16 protein-coding genes are annotated in these 23542 nt (G+C 73.0%); 3 read left to right on the forward strand and 13 right to left on the reverse strand.

What is annotated here, in order from left to right; all coding sequences use genetic code 11:
- Together pepN and QWZ14_RS25405 are read right to left on the reverse strand one after the other, a co-directional pair.
- Entirely contained in the window at positions 1-2631 is a 2631-nt protein-coding gene (gene pepN, locus QWZ14_RS25400) for an aminopeptidase N (protein ID WP_290319788.1), read from the reverse strand.
- A gap of 14 nt (positions 2632-2645) precedes the next feature.
- The gene (locus QWZ14_RS25405) at positions 2646-4775 is read right to left on the reverse strand and encodes a N,N-dimethylformamidase beta subunit family domain-containing protein (RefSeq protein WP_290319789.1); all 2130 of its coding nucleotides are present in this window, start codon (positions 4773-4775) and stop codon (positions 2646-2648) included.
- An 84-nt stretch (positions 4776-4859) separates the two neighbouring features.
- On the opposite strand from QWZ14_RS25405, the gene QWZ14_RS25410 reads away from it, so the two are divergent.
- Positions 4860-6026, forward strand: coding sequence for an acyl-CoA dehydrogenase family protein (locus tag QWZ14_RS25410; RefSeq protein WP_290319790.1), 1167 nt, complete (start codon positions 4860-4862; stop codon positions 6024-6026).
- An 89-nt stretch (positions 6027-6115) separates the two neighbouring features.
- The gene (locus QWZ14_RS25415; RefSeq protein ID WP_290319791.1) at positions 6116-9694 is read left to right on the forward strand and encodes a beta strand repeat-containing protein; all 3579 of its coding nucleotides are present in this window, start codon (positions 6116-6118) and stop codon (positions 9692-9694) included.
- Positions 9695-9730: 36 nt separating this feature from the next.
- On the opposite strand, the gene QWZ14_RS25420 is transcribed toward QWZ14_RS25415, so the two are convergent.
- The 9 genes from QWZ14_RS25420 to QWZ14_RS25460 all read right to left on the reverse strand — a co-directional run bounded on the left by QWZ14_RS25420 (position 9731) and on the right by QWZ14_RS25460 (position 18858).
- Positions 9731-10714 (reverse strand): Bug family tripartite tricarboxylate transporter substrate binding protein, encoded by a 984-nt coding sequence (locus QWZ14_RS25420; protein WP_290319792.1) that lies wholly within the window; start codon positions 10712-10714, stop codon positions 9731-9733.
- Between the two features lie 42 nt (positions 10715-10756).
- Positions 10757-11722 (reverse strand): Bug family tripartite tricarboxylate transporter substrate binding protein, encoded by a 966-nt coding sequence (locus QWZ14_RS25425; protein ID WP_290319793.1) that lies wholly within the window; start codon positions 11720-11722, stop codon positions 10757-10759.
- A 55-nt stretch (positions 11723-11777) separates the two neighbouring features.
- On the reverse strand, positions 11778-12740 hold the full coding sequence (locus QWZ14_RS25430) for a Bug family tripartite tricarboxylate transporter substrate binding protein (protein ID WP_290319794.1): 963 nt from the start codon (positions 12738-12740) through the stop codon (positions 11778-11780).
- A complete protein-coding gene (locus tag QWZ14_RS25435) occupies positions 12740-13852 on the reverse strand; it encodes an S-(hydroxymethyl)glutathione dehydrogenase/class III alcohol dehydrogenase (RefSeq protein WP_290319795.1) in 1113 nt (370 codons plus the stop codon). Before QWZ14_RS25435 ends, QWZ14_RS25430 begins: the two co-directional genes overlap by 1 nt.
- A 78-nt stretch (positions 13853-13930) precedes the next feature.
- Positions 13931-14362, reverse strand: coding sequence for an ester cyclase (locus QWZ14_RS25440; RefSeq protein ID WP_290319796.1), 432 nt, complete (start codon positions 14360-14362; stop codon positions 13931-13933).
- A 66-nt stretch (positions 14363-14428) separates the two neighbouring features.
- Positions 14429-16192, reverse strand: coding sequence for a thiamine pyrophosphate-dependent enzyme (locus QWZ14_RS25445; protein ID WP_290319797.1), 1764 nt, complete (start codon positions 16190-16192; stop codon positions 14429-14431).
- A 60-nt stretch (positions 16193-16252) separates the two neighbouring features.
- Complete coding sequence (locus tag QWZ14_RS25450; protein WP_290319798.1) at positions 16253-16663, reverse strand: DUF3597 domain-containing protein; 411 nt, start codon at positions 16661-16663, stop codon at positions 16253-16255.
- 87 nt (positions 16664-16750) lie between these two features.
- The gene (locus QWZ14_RS25455; protein WP_290319799.1) at positions 16751-17407 is read right to left on the reverse strand and encodes a DUF1028 domain-containing protein; all 657 of its coding nucleotides are present in this window, start codon (positions 17405-17407) and stop codon (positions 16751-16753) included.
- Complete coding sequence (locus QWZ14_RS25460) at positions 17404-18858, reverse strand: amidohydrolase family protein (RefSeq protein WP_290319800.1); 1455 nt, start codon at positions 18856-18858, stop codon at positions 17404-17406. Before QWZ14_RS25460 ends, QWZ14_RS25455 begins: the two co-directional genes overlap by 4 nt.
- Positions 18859-19005: 147 nt before the next feature.
- Here QWZ14_RS25460 and QWZ14_RS25465 point away from each other — a divergent pair, with 147 nt between their 5' ends.
- Positions 19006-19995, forward strand: coding sequence for a Bug family tripartite tricarboxylate transporter substrate binding protein (locus QWZ14_RS25465; protein ID WP_290319801.1), 990 nt, complete (start codon positions 19006-19008; stop codon positions 19993-19995).
- 99 nt (positions 19996-20094) lie between these two features.
- On the opposite strand, the gene QWZ14_RS25470 is transcribed toward QWZ14_RS25465, so the two are convergent.
- Together QWZ14_RS25470 and QWZ14_RS25475 are read right to left on the reverse strand one after the other, a co-directional pair.
- Positions 20095-21570, reverse strand: coding sequence for a hypothetical protein (locus QWZ14_RS25470; protein WP_290319802.1), 1476 nt, complete (start codon positions 21568-21570; stop codon positions 20095-20097).
- Positions 21567-23291 (reverse strand): hypothetical protein, encoded by a 1725-nt coding sequence (locus QWZ14_RS25475; RefSeq protein WP_290319804.1) that lies wholly within the window; start codon positions 23289-23291, stop codon positions 21567-21569. Before QWZ14_RS25475 ends, QWZ14_RS25470 begins: the two co-directional genes overlap by 4 nt.
- Positions 23292-23542: the final 251 nt, after the last annotated feature.

The raw sequence follows: 23542 nt of genomic DNA on the forward strand, positions 1-23542 counted from the left end.
CTACAGCAGGCCCTTCGAGGCCTTCTCGAAGGTCCCCTTGCTCAGCTTCGGCACCTCGAGGATGCGCCGCAGCTCCCGCCGCATCAGCGCCGCCCGCGCCGGCGCCTGCCGCCGCCACATCCCGAGCGGCGAGATCAGCCGCGCCGCCATCGAGGCGTTGATCGGGTCGAGCGCGATCACCGCATCGGCGAGGAAGCGGTAGCCGGTGCCATCGGCGGCGTGGAAATGCTGCGGATTGCCGCTGGCGAAGGCGCCGATGAGCGCGCGCGCCCGGTTCGGGTTGCGCAGGTCGAAGTCCGGATGCGCCTGCAGCGCGCGCACGGCTTCCATGGCATCCGGCCGGGCCGACATGGCCTGGATGGAGAACCACTTGTCCAGCACCAGCTCATCCCCGTGCCAGCGGGCGTGGAAGGCCTCCAGCGCCGCGTCGCGGGCGGGATGGGTGGTATCGACCAGCAGCGACAGCGCCGCCAGCGTGTCCGTCATGTTGGTCGCCGCCTCATACTGCGCCGCGGCCAGCCCGGCATCGCCGGCCGCCACCAGATAGGCGAGGCAGGAATTGCGCAGCGCCCGGCGGCCGATGCTGCGGCCATCGACCTGGTAGGCGCCGGCCTCGGCCAGGCTGGCGTAGCAGGCCCGGAGCTCGGCGCCGCAGCGCCGGCCGATCTCCCGGCGGAGGTGCTGGCGGACCTGGTGGATCGCCTGCGGATCGGCGATCTCCATCTGGTCGGCGAGGAAGCCCTCGCCGGGCAGGGCCAGGGCCTCGGCGGCGAAGGCCGGGTCGGCCTCGGCGCCGCGCAGCGTGGCCAGCACCGCCTCGGCCAGCGCCTCGTCGAAGCCGGGCGCCTCGCCGCGCTGCCGCGCCGCGACCATCCCCAGCATCAGCCCGGCGGCATATTGCAGCCCGCTCTCCCAGCGGACGAAGGGGTCGGTGTCGTGCACCGCGAGGAAGCGCAGCCGCTCGGGCGAGATGCCCTTCAGCCGCACCGGCGCGGAGAAGCCGCGCAGCAGGGAGGGGGTGGGCGGCGCCGCCACGTCCTCGAAGACGAAGCGCTGCTCGGCCTGCTCCAGCAGCAGCAGGCGGGTGCCGGGCTCCGCTGCGTTCTCGCCGGCCAGCCGCGTCGCCAGCTCGCCGCCGCTGCCGTCCAGTAGCCCCATCGCCACCGGGATCGGCACCGGATGCTTGGTCTCCTGGCCCGGGGTCGGCGGGATGGACTGCCGCAGCGTCAGGGTCCAGCGCTTCGCCTCGGCATCGTAGCTGTCCTCGGCCAGCAGCTCCGGCGTGCCGGCCTGGTCGTACCAGCCCATGAAGGCCGAGAGGTCGATGCCCGAGGCCTCCTGCATGGCGCCGACGAATTCCTCGATGGTCACCGCGCGGTTGTCGTTGCGGGCGATGTAGAGGTCCATCCCCCGCCGGAAGGCCGCGGCGCCGATGCGGGTATGGAGCAGCCGCACCACCTCGGCGCCCTTCTGGTAGACCGTCGGCGTGTAGAAATTGTCGATCTCGATGTAGCTGTCCGGCCGCACCGGATGCGCCATCGGCCCGGCGTCCTCGGGGAATTGCGCCGCCCGCAGCCCGCGCACGTCGCGGATGCGCTTGACCGCGCGGCTGCCCTGGTCGGCGCTGAACTCCTGGTCGCGGAAGACCGTCAGCCCTTCCTTCAGGCTGAGCTGGAACCAGTCGCGGCAGGTGACGCGGTTGCCGGTCCAGTTGTGGAAATACTCATGCGCGATGACGGTCTCGATGCCCTGGTAGTCGCCGTCGGTCGCCGTCTCCGGCTTGGCGAGCACGTATTTCGTGTTGAAGACGTTGAGGCCCTTGTTCTCCATCGCCCCCATGTTGAAATCCGAGACGGCGGCGATGTTGAAGACGTCGAGGTCGTACTCAAGGCCGAAGACCTCCTCGTCCCAGCGCATGCTGCGGATCAGGCTGTCCATCGCATGGGCGCAGCGGTCCTCGTCGCCGCGCCGCACCCAGATGTTCAGCGCGACCTCGCGGCCGCTGGCGGTGGTGAAGCGGTCCCGCACCGCGACGAGGTCGCCGGCGACCAGGGCAAAGAGGTAGCTCGGCTTCGGATGCGGATCGACCCAGCGGGCCCAGTGGCGGCCGTCCGGCAGGTCGCCGGCCCCATCCGGATTGCCGTTCGAGAGCAGCACCGGCACCTTCGCCTTGTCGGCGGTCAGCGTCACGGTGAAGCGCGTCATCACATCGGGGCGGTCGGGGAAGAAGGTGATGCGGCGGAAGCCCTCCGCCTCGCATTGGGTGTAGAAATTGCCGCCGGAGGTATAGAGGCCGGAAAGCTCGGTATTCCTCTCCGGCGCGATCCGCACCACGGTCTCGAGCAGCCCGGCATCGGGGGCTTCCAGGATCGTCAGCGCGCCATCGGTGCCGAAGCTCAGCCGCTCCGGCGGGATCGCCACGCCGTCCCAGCGCGCCTCGACCAGGGTCAGCCCGTCGCCATCAAGGCGCAGCGGGCCCTCCGCGGCGCGGCGCAGGGCCAGCTTCGCGGTGACGACCGTTGCCGCGGCATCGAGTTGGAAATCCAGTTCGACCGTATCGATCCCGTAGGCCGGCGGCCGGTAGTCGCCGCGCTGAATGCTCCGCGGCGCCAGTTCCTGTTGGGTATCCATCAGCATTGCCATCCTCAGGCGCCGAACCGGCGCAGCACGTTCTCGAGCATCCGGGAGATCGGGTTCGCGTAGCCGTTGTGCGACAGGCTCCCGGCAAAGGTGATCGAGCCGGTCGAGAAGACCGCGCCGCCGCCCGGCGTGTCGAAATAGACGATCTCGGCGCGGATCAGCGCCCCGGCATCCTCGCCGGGGATGGTGGTGATGCGGCCGAGCAATTCCTCCGGCACCGTCACGAAGTGGGACTGGTGCTGCTCCGAGCGCGCCAGGATCACCGCCCCCGGCGGGGTGCCGAGCAGCGGGTCGGCCCGGTCCAGCTCGAAGCCCGCGGCGCCGCCGCCGGACAGGCCGAAGTCGCCGAGGATATCGCCCTCGACCCCCGCCATGATCCAGGCCACGCGGGGGTCCCCGGCGGCCGGCAGCCGCCGGTAGTGCGAGCCCTCGAAGGCGCCCTGGCCGGAGAAGCCGACGCCGCAGAGCTGCTGCGGCGGCCGGCCGTTGCGCCGCCAAAGGCCGCCCATGGTGCCGTCGAACTGGTGGTAGTACTCGCCGGGATCGGCCGCCCAGGCGCGGATGCCGCCCTCGGCCCGGCGCAGCTCGATCACCCCCGGCAGGTCGGCCCGCCGCGCCACCTTCCAGTAGAAGCCGTTGCCGCCGAGATAAGCCAGGCGCCCGCCGCCACCCACGTAGTTCTGCAGCGCGTCTAGCATCACCTGGCTGTGGTATTCGGGGTGCGCCCCGGTCACCACCGCCTTGTAGCCGGCCAGCAGCGGCAGCCCCTCCGCATCGAGGTCCTCGTCGGTGATGACGTCGAAGGCGATGCCCTTCGCCTCCAGCCAGTCGGTGATGTGGCTGTCGGCCGGGAAGTGCCTGAGGCCGGAGCCGCGGGCATCGTCGAAGGTGAGGAAGCCCGGCCGCATGGTCAGGATCGGCCGGAGCCGCGTGCTGAAGCCGATGCCGCTGCCGTCGGGGTGGGTGTTGTAGGTGCTGTGGGCGAATTCCGAATGCTCGTCGGGGCTGTGCGGATAGGCGCCCCACTCCGCGATGCGCCGGCGGAAGGCGTCGTCAAGGTTGCCGCGCTGGTGGTTGGCATAGACCTGGTAGGTGAAGGTGCTGGCGAGGAAGGCGATCGGCGCCCGCACCGTGCCCTTCGGCGGCAGCACGTAGAAGGGGATGATGTCCTCGGCTGTCGCCGCCCCATCGGCACCACGTAATCGCACGCCATAGACGCCGCTCGGCATGTCGGCCGGGATGGGCACGGTGAAGGCGGTCTCCCAGCCGCAATCGGCCAGGTCGTCCTCGTGGAAATGGATGGCGGCGTAATGCCGCGGCGCGTGGCGCCAGGCGTGCTCCGTCCCGGTCCAGCGGCTGCCGCGCATGGCCCGGGTCGGGAGGTTCCGGAGCGTCCCGTGCAGGGCCGCCGGGCCGCGGTCGGTGATGCCGTCGCCGCCGATGCCGATCGAGAAATCCCACCAGGCCCGCACCCGGCCGGCCGCCAGCAGCGCCTCCGGGTCGTCGAGCGTGGCCGGGTCAGTGCCCGCCAGCAGCATCGGGTCCTCGATCCGGCCGTTGAAGCCGGCCCCGAAGGTCAGCGTCGCGGTCCCCGACCAGTCCGCCGCCGGCAGCGCCGCCTCGGCCGTGCCTTCGTCCGGCCGGCCCGCCACCGGCTGCAGCGCCCGCTGCGCCAGCCGCAGCCGGCCCTCGCCGAGGGTCACCGCGACCTCGTACCAGCGCCGGGGGTGGGGGGCCGCCGCCAGGGCGCAGGCCACGCCATCCGCCGTCGCCACCAGCCCCGCGGCACCCAGCGTCAGCGCCAGGGCATGGCCGCCGACCTCGAGCGCCACCACCTGCCCGCGCAGCAGCCAGGGCTGCAGCCGCAGCAGAAGGGTGAAGCCGCGGCCGAGTTCCAGCGCCCCGCCGGCATGGCCGGAGGAGCCGAGCGGCACCGCCTGGACCCGCGCCGGATACGCCCCCGCGCAGGCGGAGGCGACCGGGAGCAGCCGCATCCCCGGCCCCGCCGGATTGGGGTCGGCATGCCGGATCCGCACGATATCCGCCGCATAGGGCATCGCCGCCGAGACCTTCACCGCGAGGCTCTCCCCCGGCCGGCCCGAGAAGCGATCCAGATACCCGATCAACGGCAGCATCCACCCATATCCCCCATGGTCCGGCCCCACGGTTGACCATCCCACCCCCGGAGGGCAAGCCTGGGTCCCAGGAGGACACCCAGGATGGATTTCGCGCTGACCCCGGAACAGGATTCGATCCGCGAGGCGGTCACCGCCATCTGCGCCCGCTTCGACGATGCCTATTGGCTGAAGAAGGACAAGGAAGGCGGCTTCCCGCACGACTTCCACCGGGCCCTGGCCGAGGCCGGCTGGCTCGGCATCTGCATCCCCGAGGAATACGGCGGCTCCGGCCTCGGCATCACCGAGGCGGCGCTGCTGATGGAGGCGATCGCCGCCTCCGGTGCCGGCATGTCGGGCGCGACCGCGGTCCACCTCAACATCTTCGGCCTGCACCCCGTGGTGGTGCACGGCACGCCGGAGCAGAAGGCGCGGATGCTGCCGCCCATTGCCCGCGGCGAGGTGAAGGCCTGCTTCGGCGTGACCGAGCCGACCACCGGCCTCGACACCACCCGGCTCAAGTGCCGGGCCGAGCGGCGCGGCGATACCTACTACGCCAATGGCCAGAAGGTCTGGATCAGCTCCGCCCAAGTCGCCGACAATATCCTGCTGCTGGCCCGCACCACCCCGATCGAGCAATGCGCCAGCCCGGCCGACGGCATCAGCCTGTTCTACACCAGGCTCGACCGGGCGCATGCCAGCATCCGCGAGATCGACAAGGCCGGCCGCAAGGCGGTTGATTCCAACGAGATCTTCTTCGAGGACATGCCCATCCCGCTCGAGGACCGGATCGGCGAGGAGGGCCGCGGCTTCCGCTACATCCTGCACGGGCTGAACCCCGAGCGCGTGCTGATCGCCGCCGAGGCCGTCGGCATCGGCCGCGTCGCGCTGAAGCGGGCCACCGACTACGCCCGGGAGCGGGTGGTCTTCGGCCGCCCCATCGGCCAGAACCAGGCGGTGCAGCACCCCCTCGCGCAGGACTGGATGGCGCTCGAGGCCGCCTGGCTGATGACCCTGCAGGCCGCCTGGAAATACGACCGGAAGCAGGACAGCGGCGCCGCCGCCAACGCGGCCAAGTACCTCGCGGCGGAAGCGGCGATGAAGGCCTGCCAGAATGCGGTGATGACCCATGGCGGCTTCGGCTATGCCAAGGAATACCACGTCGAGCGCTTCCTGCGCGAGGCGATGATCCCCTGGATCGCCCCGGTCAGCCCCAACCTGATCTGCTGCTACATCGCGGAGCGCGTGCTCGGCCTGCCGAAAAGCTACTGAGGCGGCGGCGGGCGGGCGGGGGCCTAACGCCCTTTTAAGCCCTGCCCGGTATGCCTTGCGGTGCACCGCAACGCATGCACGGGACTTCCATGGCCGAGACCCAGATCCCCGACCTCGCCTCGCTCGTCGACGCGACCTATTACTTCGCCCGTCACCCCGACGCCGCGGCCTCGGGCCTCAGCGCGGCCGAGCACTACCTGCGGACCGGCTGGTCGCAGGGCTTCGACCCCAACCCCTATTTCTCGACCAGCGGCTACCTGGCGGCCAATCCCGACGTGGTGGCCCGCGGCATGAACCCGCTCGAGCACTATGCCCGCTTCGGCGCCGCCGAGGGCCGCAGCCCCTCGGTCCTGTTCGACCAGGATTTCTACCTGGCCCAGAACCCGGACATCGCCGCGGCGGGGGTCAACCCGCTGTGGCATTTCCTGCACCACGGCCAGCAGGAAGGCCGTGACCCCAACGCCTATTTCTCGGTGCAGGGCTACCTCGCCGCCAATGCCGACGTGGCCGCCTCCGGCATGGACCCCTATGCGCATTACCTGACCCATGGCTGGCACGAAGGCCGCAATCCCTCGGGCCGCTTCGACACCGGCTGGTACCTCGCGCACAACCCGGATGTCGCCGCCGCCGGCATCAACCCGCTGGAGCATTTCCTGCGCCACGGCCACGCCGAGCACCGCGCCCCGGCCGAGCCGCCCGCCGGGCCGCCGGCCGAGCTGCCGGCCGGGCCGCCGCCGGGCCCGCCGCCTGAGCCGGTGCTGAGCGCCAGCGCCGCCGCCGCCGACGAGGGCGATACCGTCACCTTCACCTATGTCGCGCCCGGCCTGCCCGCCGGCACCGTCGTCGCCTGGACCCTCGGCGGCGTGCAGGCCGAGGATGTGGCGGGCCCGCTGACCGGCACCGCCACCCTCGACGCCGAGGGCCGCGCCGAGATCGCCGTCACCCTGCTCGCCGACGGCGCGACCGAGGGGCCGGAGAGCCTGACGCTGAGCATCGAAGGCCTGGCCGCGACCGTCGCGGTGGCGGATACCTCGCCCCAGACCCAATTCTTCCTCACCGCCGATACGGACAGCATCACCGGCTCCGCCTACGATGACACCATCACCTCGACGGTCCCCGGCGGCTTCGCCGGCACCGACCGGATCGACGGCGGCGACGGCGACGACTTCCTGGAGGTGACCGACACGGCCGGCGTCCTGCTCGGCGCGCTGCCGGTCCTCAGCCACGTCGAGCGGGCCAGCATCGTATCCACGGCGCACCCCATCCAGCTCGACACCACCCTCTGGGACGGGCTGGAGGGGCTTTCGGTGCAGGGCGTCGGCGGCGGCGACCGGCTCACCATCGGTCCGGACACCTCGGTGGTCGCCACCTTCGCCGATACCGGCACCGGCCATGCCGTGATCAACGGCGGCAGGGACATCACCCTGGAGATGACCGGCGCCACCCTCGGCACGGTGCTCATCGGCAACATCACTGCCCCGACCGGCGAGGTCAGCGTCAGCACGAGCTCGGTCGGGCCCGTGGCGATGGGCACCATCGAGGTGATCGGCGGCAGCACCGTCAGCATCGCCCAGCACGCCGGCAATGCGGCGAACACGACCACCACCATGGGCGCGGTGACCGTGCAGGGCACCGGGGCGACCACCGCGGTGACCGTGACCGCGACCGCCCGGGCCACCGCCTCCGCCGATGTCGCCGGGGTGGCGACGAACAGCGTCCACATCACCGACGTGAACGCGGGCAGCACCACCCTGGCGGGCACCATCGCCTCGGTCACGGTGGCGAACTACACCGGCCTCGTCATCAGCGACACCGCCCTGACCACGCTGAGCCTCAGCGGCGGCTCCGGCAACATCATCATCGACAACAGCAGCCTGGCCACGCCGACCAACCTGACCCTCGACGCCACCCTCGACGGCCAGACCGGCGGCACGCTCGACGACGCCGACGTCTATACCACGCTGAATGTCACCACCACCGGCCGCGGCTCGACCCTCGCCAACATCACCCTGGGCGCCATGGCCAGCCTCAACCTCGAGGGCAGCCAGCGCCTGACCCTGACCTCGACCGCCGGCATGACGGCGCTGCAGACCGTCACCGTCGGCGGCAATGCCGGGCTGACGGCGGATTTCGGCGGCTCCGGCAGCCTCGCCAGCGTCGATACCAGCGCCACCACCGGCACCTCCACCATCACCCTGAACGCGGACCGGGCGAGTTTCGCCGGCGGCGAGGGCGCCGACCGGGTGACGCTCACCTTCAATACCGTCGACCACGCGGTCTCGCTCGGCGGCGGCGACGACAGCCTGAACCTCGGCTCGCAGGCCGCCACGCCCGGGGCCATGCTCTCCGGCGGCGCCGGCACCGACTCCCTGACCATGACCGCCGCCCTGGCCGCGACCGCCTCGGGCAGCAACGCCTTCGCCGGGGTGGTGACCGGTTTCGAGCGGCTGGTGCTGACCGGCGCCACCAACCAGACCGTCGACCTCGCCGTCCTCGGCATCCCCGACCACGTCAGCACCCAGGGCGGCAACGGCCTGACGCTGAGTAACCTCGCGAACGGCGGCACGCTGGACCTCAGCGGCGCCGGCACCGCCTATACCGTCGCCAACGCGGCCTTCGCCGCCGGCCCCGACGACCTGGTCCACCTGGTGCTGCGCGACGGCAGCGGCGCCGGGGTGGCCTTCGCCTCCACCGGCCTCACCATGAGCGGGGTCGAGCATGTCGAGATCCTGGTGCAGGACACCCAGGCCACGCCGACCGGCGGCTTCAACGACTTCGTCACCCTGCTCGGCAACGCCTCCCACTCCATCACCGTCGCAGGCAATGCCGGCCTGACCCTGACGGCGACCAGCACGCAGCTCACCACGGTCGATGCCAGCGGCATCACCCTCGGCGGCTTCAGCTGGACCTCCGGCGCGCTGGCGCATGCCGCCAGCGTCTCCGGCAGCGCCACCGGCCCCAATACCGTCAACCTCACCGCCGCCACCCAGGTGGTGACCTATACCGGCGGCAGCGGCGACGATGCCGTCACCGCCGCCAACAACCGGGACGGCGCCATCGACCTCGGCGAGGGCAACAACAGCTTCATCGGCAGCGGCGGCAGCCACGTCGTCACCGCCGGCGGCGGCAACGACAGCGTCGTCCTCACCGGCGGCGACAACGTCGTCCTGCTCGGCGACGGCGCCAATACCTTCGTCGCCACCTCCGGCAGCAACACCTATGTCGGCGGCCGGGGCGTCGACACGGTGACCCTGGGCGGCGGCATGAACGACGTCACGCTGGGGGAAGGCGCCGATACCGTCACCCTGACCGCCCCCGGCAGCAGCCTGCACATCTACACCACGATTCGCGACATCGGCGCCGGCGATGCCATCACCTTCGCCGACCTCGGGACCGAGAGCTTCAACACCACCCGGATGGTGCTCGGTCAGCACGCGATCTTCCAGGACTACGCCAACGCGGTCGTCAGCGCCGGCGGCAATGCCAGCGTCAACGGCCGCTTCGGCTGGTTCCAGTTCGGGGGCGACACCTACCTGGTGCAGGGCCGGCACGACGCCAGCGGCAGCAATGCCGAGTTCATCAACGGCATCGACATGATCGTCGAGCTCAGCGGCCTGATCGACCTCTCGACCGTGACCCTCTCGGGCCAGACCATCCTCATCGCCTGAGGCGAGGGCGGGGGGAGCCTTCCCCCCGCCCGTCCGCTACTCCACCCGCAGCTTGTTCTCCTCGATCACCTGCCGGAACTGCTCCCGGTGGGTCTTGAGGAAGGCGGTGAAATCCGCGGTGCCGCGCGGCTGCGCTTGGAAGCCGATGGAGGCCATCCGCTGCTTCACCTCGGCGGTGCCCATGGCCTTCTCGGTCTCCGCCGCCAGCCGCTCGATGATGGCGGCGGGGGTGCCCGCCGGCATCATGTAGCCGCCGAAGGCGCCGACGTCGAAGCCCGGCGTCTCCGCCAGCCGCGCCAGCGGCGCGATGTCCGGCGCCAGCTCGCTGCCGGCGGCGAGCGAGATCCCCATCGCCCGCAGCCCGCCCTGGCGGACCAGCGGCCCGGTCGCCGCCAGGGTATCGATGGCGAAGTCGACCTGCCCCGCCATGACAGCCGTCAGCGCCGGCCCGCTGCCCTGGAAGGGCACGTGCACGGTGTCCGTCAGCCCGGCCCGGTTGAGCCACATGAGGGTGATCAGATGCGCCGCCGCCCCGGTGCCCGAGGAGGCATAGGTGAACTTGCCCGGGCTCGCCTTCACCACCTTGATGAACTCCTCCGCCGTCTTCGCCGGGAAGGCGTTCGTCACCGTCAGCACATAGGGGGAGATGCCGATCATCGCCACCGGGGCGAAGTCCTTCTCCGGGTCATAGGGCGTGCGCTGCACCAGCGGCGCGGTGGTGATCGGCCCGGTCGAGGCGGCGAGGATGGTGTAGCCATCGGGTTGGGCCTTGGCGACCGCATCGCTGCCGATCATGCCGCCGGCGCCGGCCTTGTTCTCGGGGATGATGGGCTGGCCCCATTGCGCCGCCACCTGCTGCCCGGCGACGCGCGCCATCAGGTCCGTCGCCTGGCCCGGCGGCCAGGGCACCACCATGCGCACCGGCCGCGCCGGATAGGCGCCGGCATTGCCCCCCTGGGCCAGGACAGGCCGCGCCAGCAGCAGGGCAGGGGTGGCGAGCAGCAGCGAGCGACGGTTCATTGTTATGTTTCCCGGACGTGTTCTGGTCCCGCCCATGTGGCGTCATTCCGCCCGGATGCCAAGCTGGCGGATCAGCCCGCCGAACAACTCCCATTGTGCCCGCAGCATCGTGCGGAAGGCCTCCGGCCCCAGCACGCCCACCTCCATCCCGAGCGCGGCGAAGCGCTCCCGCAGCTCGGGCGTGGCCAGCCCGTCGGTCACCTCGGCCAGCAGCCGGTCGATGATCGGGGCCGGGGTGCCGGCGGTCGTCATCAGCCCGTTCCAGCCGCCGATGTCGTAGCCCGGCAGATCGGCCGCGCTCGCCAGCGGCTCCAGCCCCGGCAGCAGGGGGCTCGGCCTGGCGGTGCTGATGCCGAGCGGCCGCAGGCTGCCCTGCCGCACCAGCGCGCCGGCCGCCGCCGGGGTCTCGATGGCGTAGTCGACCGAGCCGCCGAGGAAGGCCGCCATCGCCGGGCCGCTGCCCTGGAAGGGGACATGCAGCGCATCGACCCCGGCGCGGGCATTGAACAGCGCGGTCAGCAGGTGCTGCGCCCCGCCGATGCCGGAGGAGGCGAAGGTGTACTTCCCCGGGTTCCGCTTCAGCAGGGCGACGAAGGCCCGGGCATCGGCGGCCGGGAAGTCGGGCTTCACCAGCAGCATGTAGGGGGCGATGCCGAAGCTGCAGACCGGCGCCAGGTCGCGGGCCACGTCGTAGGGCGTGCGCTGCACCAGCGGCCCGAAGGTGATCGGCCCGATCGAGGCCGAGAGCAGCGTGTAGCCATCGGGGGCCGCCTTGGCGACGGCGTCGGTGCCGATCATGCCGCCGGCGCCCGGCCGGTTCTCCGGCACCACGGTCTGGCCGAGCCGGGCCGAGAGGTGCTGGGCGATGATGCGGCCGATGATGTCGGTCGCCTGGCCCGGCGGCCAGGGGATGACCATGCGGAGGGTGCGCGAGGGCCAGGGGGGCACCTGGGCCCGGGCCGCGCCCGCCGCCAGCAACAGGGGCGCGAGCGTCCGACGACCGATCATGCCTGGCCTCCCCGGTATTCGTTCCGGCTATCATGCCGCAACCCGGCAGGCGGCGCTACTCCACCCGCATCCCGGCCCGCCGCACCACCGGCGCCCAGCGTGCCCGGTCGGCGGCGAAATACGCCTCGAAGGCCGCCGGGCTCTCGCTCGGCTCGACCTCGAGGCCGCCGTCCAGCAGCTTCCGCCGCAGCTCCGGCTCGGCCAGCGTCTCGTTCAGCACCGCGTGCAGCCGGGCGACCCGCTCCGGCGGGGTGCCGCCGGTGGCCAGCAAGGCGAACCAGGTGCTCGCCTCGATCTGCGGGAAGCCCGCCTCGGCGGTGGTCGGCAACGCGGGCAGCGCCGCGCTGCGGCGGCCGCCGGCGATGGCGATGGCCCGCAGCGCCCCGGACTGCACATGCGGCAGCATCGGCGCCAGGGCATTGGTGAAGACCGGCACCCGCCCGGCCAGCACGTCGTTCAGCGCCGGGCCGGTGCCGCGGTAGGGGATGTGGTCCATCTCCACCTCCAGCGCCTGGGCGATCATCGCCCCCGCCGCATGCCCGGTCGAGCCGACCCCGGGCGAGGCATAGGAGAGCGACGGCTGCGCCGCGCGCGCCGCCGCCTGCAGCTCGCGCAGGGTGGTCGCCGGCACCGAGGGATGCACCACGATGACGTTCGGCCCCTGCGCCATCATGCCGATCGGCGCGAAGGCGGTCGCCACGTCGTAGGGCAGGCGGGCCTGCACCAGGCTGGTGATGGTCAGGCTGCCGCTGCCGCCGAGCAGCAGCGTATGGCCATCGGCCGGCGCCTTGGCGACGACCTCCGAGCCCAGCATGCCGCCGGCGCCGCCGCGGTTCTCGATCACCACCGGCTGGCCGAGCCGGGCGGCCATGCCCTCGGTCACCAGCCGGCCGATGATGTCGTTGGTCCCGCCCGGCGGCCAGGGGATGACCAGGCGGATCGGCCGGTCGGGGTAGCCGCCCTGCGCCCGCGCCGCCGGCGCGGCCAGGACGCCGGCCAGCAGCAGGCGACGCCGCATCAGTAGATCACCACCGAGCGGATGCTCTCGCCGCGCTCCATCAGCTCGAAGCCGTGGTTGATCTGCTCGAGCGGCATGGTGTGGGTGATCAGGCTGTCGATGTCGATCTTCCCCTCCATGTACCAGTCGACGATCTTCGGCACGTCGGTCCGCCCCCGCGCCCCGCCGAAGGCGGTGCCGCGCCAGTTGCGCCCGGTGACGAGCTGGAAGGGCCGCGTGGAGATTTCCTCGCCGGCGCCGGCGACGCCGATGATGATGCTCTCGCCCCAGCCGCGGTGGGTGCATTCCAGCGCCTGGCGCATGACCTTGGTGTTGCCGATGCACTCGAAGGAGAAGTCGGCGCCGCCGTCGGTCAGGTCCTGGATCGCCTGCACCACCTTGTCGTGCCCGACAACGTCCGGGTTGACGAAGTGGGTCATGCCGAACTGCCGGGCCATCTTCTCCCGCTCGGGGTTGAGGTCGACGCCGATGATCTTGTCGGCGCCCACCATCCGCGCGCCCTGCAGCACGTTCAGCCCGATGCCGCCGAGGCCGAAGACCGCGACATTCGCCCCCGGCCAGACCTTGGCGGTGTTGATGACGGCGCCGACGCCCGTCGTCACGCCGCAGCCGATGTAGCAGATCTTGTCGAAGGGCGCGTCCTCGCGGATTTTCGCCAGCGCGATCTCCGGCAGCACGGTGAAATTGGCGAAGGTCGAGCAACCCATGTAGTGCATCACCTGCGTGCCCTCGCAGGAGAAGCGGCTGGTCCCGTCCGGCATCACGCCGCGGCCCTGGGTCGCACGGATGGCGGTACACAGGTTGGACCGCCGGCTGAGGCAGGTTTTGCACTGCCGGCATTCCGGCGTGTAGAGCGGGATCACATGGTCGCCCGGCCTCAGTCCGGTGACGCCGGCGCCGACCTCGCGCACGATCCCCGCGCCCTCGTGGCCCAGGATGGCCGGGAACATCCCCTCCGGGTCGCGCCCGCTCAGCGTGTACTGGTCGGTATGGCAGAGCCCGGTCGCCATCACCTCCACCAGCACCTCGCCGGCCTTGGGCCCGCCGATGTCGATGGTCTCGATCGTCAGCGGCTTCCCCGCCGCCCAGGCCACCGCAGCGCGCGTCTTCATGGCTTCATCCCCGTCGTTCAGGGCGCCAGATAAGCGGGATGCAGGCTGGCGGTCCAGCGCCGCCCGGCGGGGGGCGGCTCAGCGCGCCGGCGCCACCAGCAGCCCGAGCCCGGTCGCCAGCGCCATGCGGTTCCACTCGTTCCAGCCCTCGACGATCTTGCCGTCCTCGACCCGGACCATGGCCATGCCGCTGAGCTCCAGGCTGCGCCCGGTCGGCGGCACCCCGAGCCCCGGCCCGCTATGGGTCAGCCGCGCGGTCCAGCGCCCCGCCGCCAGCGGCCCGGCCTCGACCACCTCATGCATGGTGAAGCGGATGTCCGAGAAGCTGTCGAGGAAACGCTCGAAGAAGGCGCGGAACGCCGCCGGGCCATGCGCATCCGCGCCGGTCTCGTCGACCGCGCGGGCGATCCCCGCCGGCGCCATATGGACCTCGATCCGGCTGGCGTCGCACTGGTTCCAGACCTCCTCGAACCACAGCCGCAGCACCTCGCCGGCGGTAGGAACTGGCATGGCACGACCCTCCTGCTGGCCTCGCGTGCGGCCAGCCTAGCGCCGACGCCGGCTCGGACCGAAGCGCTATCCGCCGGCCTCGCCCAGCATCGACCGCGACGGCTCCCGCCCCAGCGCCGCCGTGATCTCGGCCGCGCCCTGGGTGCCGCCGTCGAGCGCCTGCCGCAGGTGCCTGGCATAGGCCTCCGAGACCACCGCCGGCAGCAGCGGCTCGTTCGGGTCGACGATGGCCTGGATGATCACCGGCCCCGCCGTCGCCAGCGCCGCGTCCAGCACCGGCCCGAGCTGCGCCGGGTCGTCCACGGTGAAGCCGCGGCCGCCCATCGCCTCGGCCGCCCTGGCGAAGTCGATCGCCGGCACCTCGCAGCCGTGCTCCGGATTGCCGAGGAACAGGATCTGCTCCCACTTGATCTGCCCGAGCGTGCCGTTGCGCAGCACCAGAAGTTTCAGGTCCAGCCGCATCGCCACCGCCGTGGCGAATTCGCCGAGCTGCATCGCCAGCCCGCCGTCGCCGATGACGCCGATGACTGGCCGCCCCGGCCAGGCGCAGCCGGCCGCCACCGCATAGGGAATGGCGCAGGCCATCGAGGCCAGGGTGCCGGAGACGCCGAACTCGTGCTCCGGCCCCAGGCGCATGTGCCGCGCCACCAGCCCGGTGTGGTGCCCGCTGTCGGAGACCACCACCGCATCGGGGGGCATCCGGGCGCCCAGCGCCGCGACCGGCGCCGCCGGGTTCATCGGCAGGCGGGGGCTCTCCTCGGCCGCCCGCAGCGTCTCGTGCCAGCGCCGCGTCTCCGCCTGCGCCATGGCGAGGAAGCCGCGGTCCGGCTTCCGCCGCAGCAGCGGCAGCAGCTGCGCCAGCACCGCCCGGGCATCGCCCACCAGCCCGGCCTCGGTCGCCTGCCGCAGCCCGATCCGCTGCGGGTCGCGGTCGACCTGCACGATGCGGGCCTGGCCCGGCTTCGGGTAGTATTCGACGTAAGGGAAGGTCGAGCCGAGGATCAGCAGCGCGTCGCAGTCCCGGACCGCCGCATGGGTGCCGAAGGTGCCGTAGAGCCCGATGCCGCCGGTGGTCAGCGGATGCTCGTCCGGCAGCACCGCCTTGCCCAGCAGCGCCTTGATCACCGGCGCCCCCAGCGTCTCGGCCACCTGCTCGAGCTCGGCCCGGGCGCCGAGCGCGCCGCGGCCGGCGAGGATCGCCACCCGCTGCGCGCCGTTCAGGATCTCGGCCGCCTGCGCCAGCGCCGCCGGCTCCGGCAGCCGCAGCCCCTCGACCCAATTGGCCGCGCTGGTCTGCGCCGCGCCGCGCGGGGAGGGCGCGTCCTCGGTCTCCTCCTGCACGTCGACGGCGAGCGAGAGATGCGCCACGCCGCGGCGGGCCAGGGCGGTGCGGCAGGCGAGGCTGGTCACCGTCTCGGCCTGCGCCGCGCCGGTGATGCGGGCGGTATAGGCCGCGACATCGGCGAGGACGCGGTCGAGCGGCACGTCCTGCTGGGTGAAGGTATCGGCGATGTCGTGGTAGGGCAGGCCGGTGATGGCCACCACCGGCGCCAGGTCGAGCTTGGCGTCATAGAGGCCGTTGAGCAGGTGCAGCCCGCCGGGCCCGGTGGTGGCGAAGCAGCAGCCGATCCGCCCGGTGAATTTGGCATAGGCCGCGGCCATGAAGGCCGCGCTCTCCTCGTGCCGGACGGTGACGAAGCGGATGCGGTCCTCGCGGTGCCGCAGCGCCTCGACCACGCCGTTGATGCCGTCCCCGGCATAGCCGAAGATCACGTTCACGCCCCAGGCGTGCAGGGTGTCGACGACGATCTCGCTGGCATTGCGCGGCATGGGCGGCCCCTCCCCAAAGGCGGCGAACGCCGCCGCCCCGGGAAGGGTTTCGGCGAGGTCCTAGTGCAGCAGGTCGGCCGGCACCTTGCCGCCGTTGTCGGCCAGCTTCTGCATGACCTGCTTGTGCAGCCAGACGTTCATGCTGGCGCTGTCGTTGGTATCGCCGGTGTAGTTCAGCTCCTTCGCCAGCGTCTTCCGCGCCTCGAGGCTGCTGTCCATCTCGAGCAGCTTCATCATGTCGACGATCGAATGCTGCCAGTCCAGGCGCTGCTTTGACTGCTGCGCCAGGCCGGTCATCACCGCGGTGACATCGACCGGGGTGGTGGTCGCCGCGGCGGCGGTGGCGGTGCCGGTGCCCGGCTGGTCATCGGCCGGGGCCGGGGAGGCGGAAGGCACGGCCGAGGGGACGGTCGGCGGGGCGGCCTGGGCATGGCCGGTCAGCTTCTCGAGGATGCGGCTGAAGATGCTCATCGTGTTCACTCCATCAGGATTGCAGCCCAACGGTTCGGCAGCGTGCAAGTTCAACCCTGCCGGAAGACGCCGGCCGGACCGCCCGTATCAGAAGACCGGCGCCTCCCCCGGGTCGGTCGCCCGCTGCAGGAAGCCCTCGGCCAGCGGGGCATAGGCCTCCCACAGCGCCCGGAGGGCGGGCAGCGGCGCCGCCGACTGGTCGATGCGGAGGTCGACGTAGGGGAAGGGCTCCCGCCAGGCCACCAGCAGGCTGGCCGAGGTCACCGCGCCATGCTCGCCGCCGGCCGCCTCCCCGGCCTCCAGCCCGCGCAGCAGCCGCTCGGCCAGCGGTTCGTCCGGCGCCGCCAGGAAGCCCGCCAGCATCGCCGCCGGCACCCGCTCCGCGGCGAGGATGTTGCCCAGCGCCACCACCCCCGGCCCATGCGCCGCGGCGCGTTCCGGCTTCACCGCCGCGCCGTGGAAATGCGCGGTGCGCCCGGCCGCATCCACCACCGCGAGCTGCCGCCAGGCATGGTGCGGGGTGCCCGCCACCAGCGCCTCGACCACCGCCGCGGCGCCCAGGCCGCGGCGCAGCAGCGCCAGCCCCTTGGGGCCGAGCCCCGGGTCGGTGCGGTGCTGGGTCAGCACCGCCCCCACCCCGGCGGCGGCGAAGGGCACCCGGCTGCCGACGGCGATGGAGGAGGTCGTCACCGCCGCGCCGAATTGCCCCGTCCGCGGGCAGCGGGCGATGAGCGAGAAGGTCATCGGGCGAAGGCCAGGCTGAGCGGCGCGATGCTGTCCCCGTCGCGGCCGCGGTAGTCCAGCATCCCGGCGTCGCGCAGCATCCGCGCCTGGCTCTCGGCCAGGATGCCGGCCGCGTCGGCCACGTCCAGCTTCGTCGGCCGCCCCTGGGCCAGCACCGTCTCCCCGGCGACGATCACCCGCTGCACCGCCCGGTCGGCGGCGTGGAAGACCAGCGCCCGCAGCGGGTCGCGCGGCGGGGCCATCAGCGGATGGGCGAGGTCGATCAGCGCCAGGTCGGCCGCGCCGCCGGCCATCAGCCGGCCGAGGTCCGGCCGCCCCAGCGCATCGGCGCCGCCCGCGGTCGCCGCATGGAAGACCATGGCGGTATCGCCCCCCGCCAGGTCCCGCCCGGCGTTGCGCGCCAGCAGGATCGCAAGCCGCATCTCCTCGATCAGGTTGTGCGGCGCGCAATCGGTGCCCATCGCCATCCGCACGCCCCGCCGGGCGTAGCGGCCGAAGTCGCAGAGGTGCTCGCCGTAGCGGGCGAAGGGGGAGGGGCAGTGGGCGACGGCGACGCCGCGCTCGACCATGATCCCGAGGTCGCGCGCCCCCGCTCCGCCGAAGGAGGGCCATCCGATCGAAGGGTGCTCATCCAGGAAGATCGCATGGCCGAGGATGCTGCGCGGCGTCAGCAGCCCGATCTCGGCCGCCCATTGGATCGGCGTCTTGCCATGGCGGGCGATCATCTCCCGCACCTCGACCACCGCCTGGGCGATATGGGTGGTGAAGGGCCGGCCGGTCGCCTCGGCCAGCGCCATGCTCTCGCGGAAGAGCTCCTCCTCCACCGTGTCGATCTGCGCCGGGAAGACGATGGCCGAGAGCCGGCCGGAGGCATCCGCCTCGGCCTCGTCCATGATCGCCTGGGCGCGGCGGAAGCCGTCGCGGCCGGTGCGCCCGTCCCAGTGCCAGGTGACGGTCTGCGGCGCGGTCATGCCCCAATGCGCGCTGGCATAGCCCGGCCCGGCCCAGACCCGGAGCCCCGACTGCCGCATCACCCCGAGCCAGCCCGGATGCGGCGAGGACAGGTCGACCACGCTGGTGACGCCGGCCGAGAGCAGCTCGGCATAGGCCAGCCGCTGCGCCGCCTCCCGCCCGGCCTCGTCGAGCCGCAGCGACTGCGCCCGCTCGAACAGCCCGGTCATCTGCTGCTCGGGCACGCCATGGTCCTCGCGCACGCCGCGCAGCGCGGGCTCGGTCGTCGGGTGGGTATGGACATTGACCAGCCCGGGCAGCACCAGCAGGGCGCGGCCGTCGATCACCTCATCCGCGGCGGGGGGCGGCGCCGCCGGGTCATGCGCCGCGATGGCGGCGACCTTGCCGCCCTCGAGCAGCAGGTCGACGTCGCGGCGGTACTCGTGCCGACCGTTCCAGACCACGGCCCAGGCGGCGTTGCGGATCAGCGTGCGCGGCATGGGCGGCCTCCCGGTTTCCCCGGGCGAGGCTAGACCGGGAGCGGCGCCGGCAGAAGCGCCGCGCCTGCTTGACGCCGCGCCGCGCCGCGCCTGCTTGACGCCGCGCCGCGGCAGGCCGGATGCTGGCCGAAACCGGGAGGACGAAGAATGCGCCGCACAGGCTCCCCGCTGCCGCCCGGCCTGCGGCCGCTCGGCCTGATGGTCGCCCTGATGCTTGCCCTGGTCGGCACCGCCCAGGCCTGGACCCCGGACCGGCCGGTCCGGGTCCTGGTCGGCTTCCCCGCCGGCGGCACCGGCGACCTCACCGCCCGGCTGATCGCCGAGATGGCGGGCGCCCGGTTCGGCCAGAACGCGGTGGTCGAGAACCGCACCGGCGCCAACGGCGCCATCGCCGCCGAGGCCGCCGCCCGCTCCGGCGCCGACGGGCTGACGGTGCTGCAGTGCCCGATGGGCACCATGACCATCGCCCCCAACCTGCCGGGCCAGCGCCTGCCGGTCGACGTGGTGACCGAACTCGTCCCGGTCGCCACCCTCGCGCTCTCGACCTACGGGCTGGTGGTCGCCGACGGCCACCGCTTCCGCTCGGTCGCCGACCTGCTGGCCGAGGCTCGGGCCAGGCCGGGCGCGCTGACCTTCGCCTCGGCCGGGATCGGCAGCGCCCAGCACCTGGCGGGGGAATTGCTGAAGCGCATGGCCGCGGTCGACATCGTCCACGTCCCCTATCGCGGCGGGGCGCCGGCCATCGTCGACATGATCGGCGGCCGGGTGGATTTCTTCATCACCAACCTCGGCGACGTCGCCGGTCCGCTGCGCGACGGCGCGCTGCGGCTGCTGGCGGTCGCCGACGACACCGGCCACCCCAACTTCCCGGCGCCGCGGCTCTCGGCCAACATCCCGGGCTTCGGCATCGCCGGCTGGTTCGCCGCCTGCGCCCCGCGGAGCATGCCGCGCGAGGCGGTCGCCGCCTGGGCCGAGGCGATCCGCGCCGGGCTCGAGCGGCCGGAATGGCGCAAGCGGCTGCTGGACAACGGCCTGACGCCGAGTTTCGAGCCGCCGGAGGTGCTGGCGGCACGGATGGAGGCGAACCGCCGGCAGTTCCGCGCGCTGATCGAGGGGGCCGGGATCAGGGCGGACTAGAGCGGTTCCGTTCGCACTGGCTCACGGAGCCCGCTCTTGCCTGTTGTTCTGGCGAGCAAATACCTCCGGTCCGATGAGTCCATCGGATTGGAGTTTGCTCTAGCCGCCCCGCCTCTTCTCCCGGCCGTAGATCAGCCGCGCCGCCGCCCAGCAGATCAGCGCCGCATTCATCGCATGCGCCATGATGGTGTAGCGCCACAGCCCGGCCTCGAACAGCGCCGTCGCCACCAGCGAGGCCTGGGTGACCAGCGCCAGCGCCAGCATCGCCCGCTCCGCCGGGCCGAGCCGGCGGCGCAGCGCCTGGCCGCCCCAGCCGACCACCAGCACCACGGCGGCGGTCATGCCGAGCAGGCTGGTCCCCAGCATCGCCACGCCGTAGACGCGCGGCACCTCCAGCCGGAAGAAGGTCCAGCAGCGCTGCGGGTCGCCGGGGCAATGGGCGAAGAAGGAATGCGGCGACCCCTCCGGGCTCGCGGCCACCGGCCAGAAATGCGGGTAGAGCACCAGCCCCGACCAGTCCCGCAGCACCAGCCGCAGGTAGCCCGAGGGATCGGTGGCGATCACCGCCTTGGCCACCTCCCCGGCGAGCTGCGCCGAGGCCCGGGTGTCGGCATGCGTCATCTCCGGGCCGGCCATGGGGAAGAAATTCCGCCAGCGCAATTCCTCGTAGGCCTGGTCCTGCGCCCGGAGCGAGGCGGCATAGGTCGGCGCCGCCGCCACCGCCGCCCGCGCCTCGGCCGCCAGCGGCAGCATCCGCCGCAGCAGCTCCTCCCGGCCGGACCCCTGGATCGCCTCCGGCCGCAGCAGCAGCATCGCCTTGCCGGCCAGCGAGGTGCCGGTATTCGAGCCGATCTCGAAGACGCCGTTGCGCGCCTGGTTCGCCGCCATGGCGCCGAGCGCCATCGCCGCCGAGAGCCCGAGCACCAGCACCCAGCGCCGCAGCACCGCGCCGAGGCCGAGCCGGCCGTCCAGCAGCACCAGCAGCAGCGGCACCAGCAGCAGCACCGCCCCGGCCGTGCGGGTCAGCAGCGCCACGCCGAAGGCGAGCGTCGCCCCGGTGAGCATCCCCCAGCCGCCGCGCCGGGCATAGGCCAGGGAGCAGGCCAGCCCGGCCAGCATGGCCGGCAGGAACAGCCCCTCGCTCATGACGTAGCGGGAGGCCTCGAAGGTGCCGGTATGGGCCCAGGCCAGCACCACCACGGCGGCGGCGACGCCGCTGCGCAGCAGCCGCGCCAGCGCCAGGCCGAAGGCCAGCAGCCCGAGCGCGATCAGCAGGCTCTGGACCAGCGGCAGGAAGGCCAGCTCCGGCCCGATCAGCGCCTGCGCGGCGTGCAGGAACCAGCCGTAGCCCGGCGCCCGGGTCGGCCCCAGCGCCAGGTAGCTCGGCGTGTCCTGGGTGGCGACCGGCAGCCGCGGCAGCCGCGCCAGCACGTAGCCGGTGCTCAGCAGCCAGACGACCAGCACCGGCACCCAGGCCAGGTCGCCGCCGCGCAGCGCCTGGCGGGAGGCTTCCAGCCGGTCCGCCTGGGCCTCGATCTGGGCGCGGGTCTGCCGCGCCGGATAGCCCGGCATCATCCCGCCACCCCGACCGGCAGCCGGATTTCCGGCCGCAGCAGGGGACGGGGCGGGGCGGGATCGACATGCGGCCGCACCGCCAGGGCGCGGATGGCGCAGGCGGCATCCGCCCCGCCCGCCACCGCGCCGAGGTCCTCGACATAGCCGGTCGCCGCCAGCCGCTCGCGCAGCCCGGCCACCGCCGCGTTCACCCCATGCCCGCCGATGTCGCCGGTGCCCTGCCACAGCTCCTCCGGCACCAGCACCAGGTCGAGCGCCGCGACCTCGGCCATCACCTTCGGCCAGTCGATGTCGCGGGTCGAGCTGTCGACCAGCTCGACCAGCTTCGAGGGCCCGCCGCGGTGCAGCAGGAAGGCCTGTTCCACCACGAAGGCATGCACGCCCAGCGTCAGGCCGAAGACACCGATCCGCAGCGGCCGCTCGCCCAGCGGCAGGAGCCGCGCCACCGGCCGGAAGTCGCACATCGGGTTGGCCCGCCAGGCCGCCTCGTCGATCGGCCGCAGCGCCCGCGCCCCGGCCGGCCCGCCCAGCGCGATGGCCCAGCAGAGACCGACCTGCACCAGCGCCATGGCCGCCGCGCCCGCCGTCAGCCCCCGCGCCGCCGCCGGGCTCTCCCCCGCCGGGCCGCCGCGCAGCCCGGCGCCGATGGCGATGCCGAGCGGGAAGGCCAGCGCCACCACGCTGAGGCCGAGGTAGCGCTCGGTCTGGTTGCGGGACAGCAGGTAGGCCAGCACCGGCGGCACCGCCGCCAGCACCGCCAGCCCGACCGCCACCCGCTCATGCGTCCCGAGCCGCCGCCAGCCGAGCACGGCGAGGCCGAGCGCCGCCAGCAGCAGCACCGCGCCGCCCGGGCCCAGCATGTCCCAGGTGAAGGAGCCCAGCGCCCGCAGAAGGAAGTCGAGGCCGCGCTCCTCGGCCGGGGCATAGGCGTAGCCCAGCGCCGTCGCCTTGGCATAGGCGGCGTAGCGCGGCCCGTTGATGAGGTAGTGCGGCCAGGCCACCAGAGCGAGGCCGACCGCCGGCAGGGCCAGCCGCAGGGCGAGCAGCTTGGCGTCGCGCTCCACCCACCAGCGCCAGCCGGCGCAGGCCAGCCAGACCAGGCCGATGATCGGCAGGAAGGTCAGCTTGGCCAGCGCCCCGAGCCCCATGACCGGCCCGAGCACCAGCATCCGGCCGAAGGACCAGCCCCGGCCCAGCGCCTCGTGCAGCAGCAGGACCAGCGCCAGGGCGAAGGTCAGGTGCAGCACCAGCTCGGTCATGAAGGCCTGCGCCCCGACCAGATTCAGCGGCGAGAGCACGAAGAGCAGGGCCCCGCCCGCGGCCCCGGCCAGGCCGGCGATCGGCAGCAGCCCGAGGTAGATGACGAGGCCCGTCGCCAGGGTCAGCGCCGCCGCCGCCAGCCGCAGCGCGACGGCCGCCTGCTCGCCCTCGGCCAGCGCCGCGACCGGCAGGCCGAGCAGCCGCAGCCCCGGCGGCAGCCAGCGGTTCTCGAGGAAGAGGGCGTCCCGCAGCGCCGAGAGGCTGCCGCTCCGCAGCAGTGTCGAATCGGCAAGGGAGAAGTTCATGTGCATGACCTCGTCCCAGGTGTTCAGCATCGGGTTGCGCTGCAGCCACAGCCCGGCGAGGCCGAGCAGGGTGAGCACCGCCGCGGCGAGGGCGAGGTGCAGGATCAGCGCCGGCCAGCCGGCGGGCGGGGAGGCGGTCGGCGTGGAAATGGGCATCGGGGAGACAGGCGTCCTTCATCGTCCGGGCCGGGCAGGCGGGCCGGGCCCATCGGGCGCTGCTTGCCGCCGCCGCTCCTGCCCTGTCCACCGCCGGCGGGCGGCGGACGGGCCGCGGCCCGGCACCGCGGCGCGCCCGCCGCGGCCGCCGGGGGCGATGAGGCCGCGCCGGGTGCCGCCCTGGAATCCCATGGGGTCAAAGGCTTGCAGGCGTGCTGGGGCTGCCGCAGGGGAGGGACATCGCCATCGGC

This window comes from Paeniroseomonas aquatica (genome assembly GCF_030409335.1).
GTDB lineage: Bacteria > Pseudomonadota > Alphaproteobacteria > Acetobacterales > Acetobacteraceae > Belnapia > Belnapia aquatica.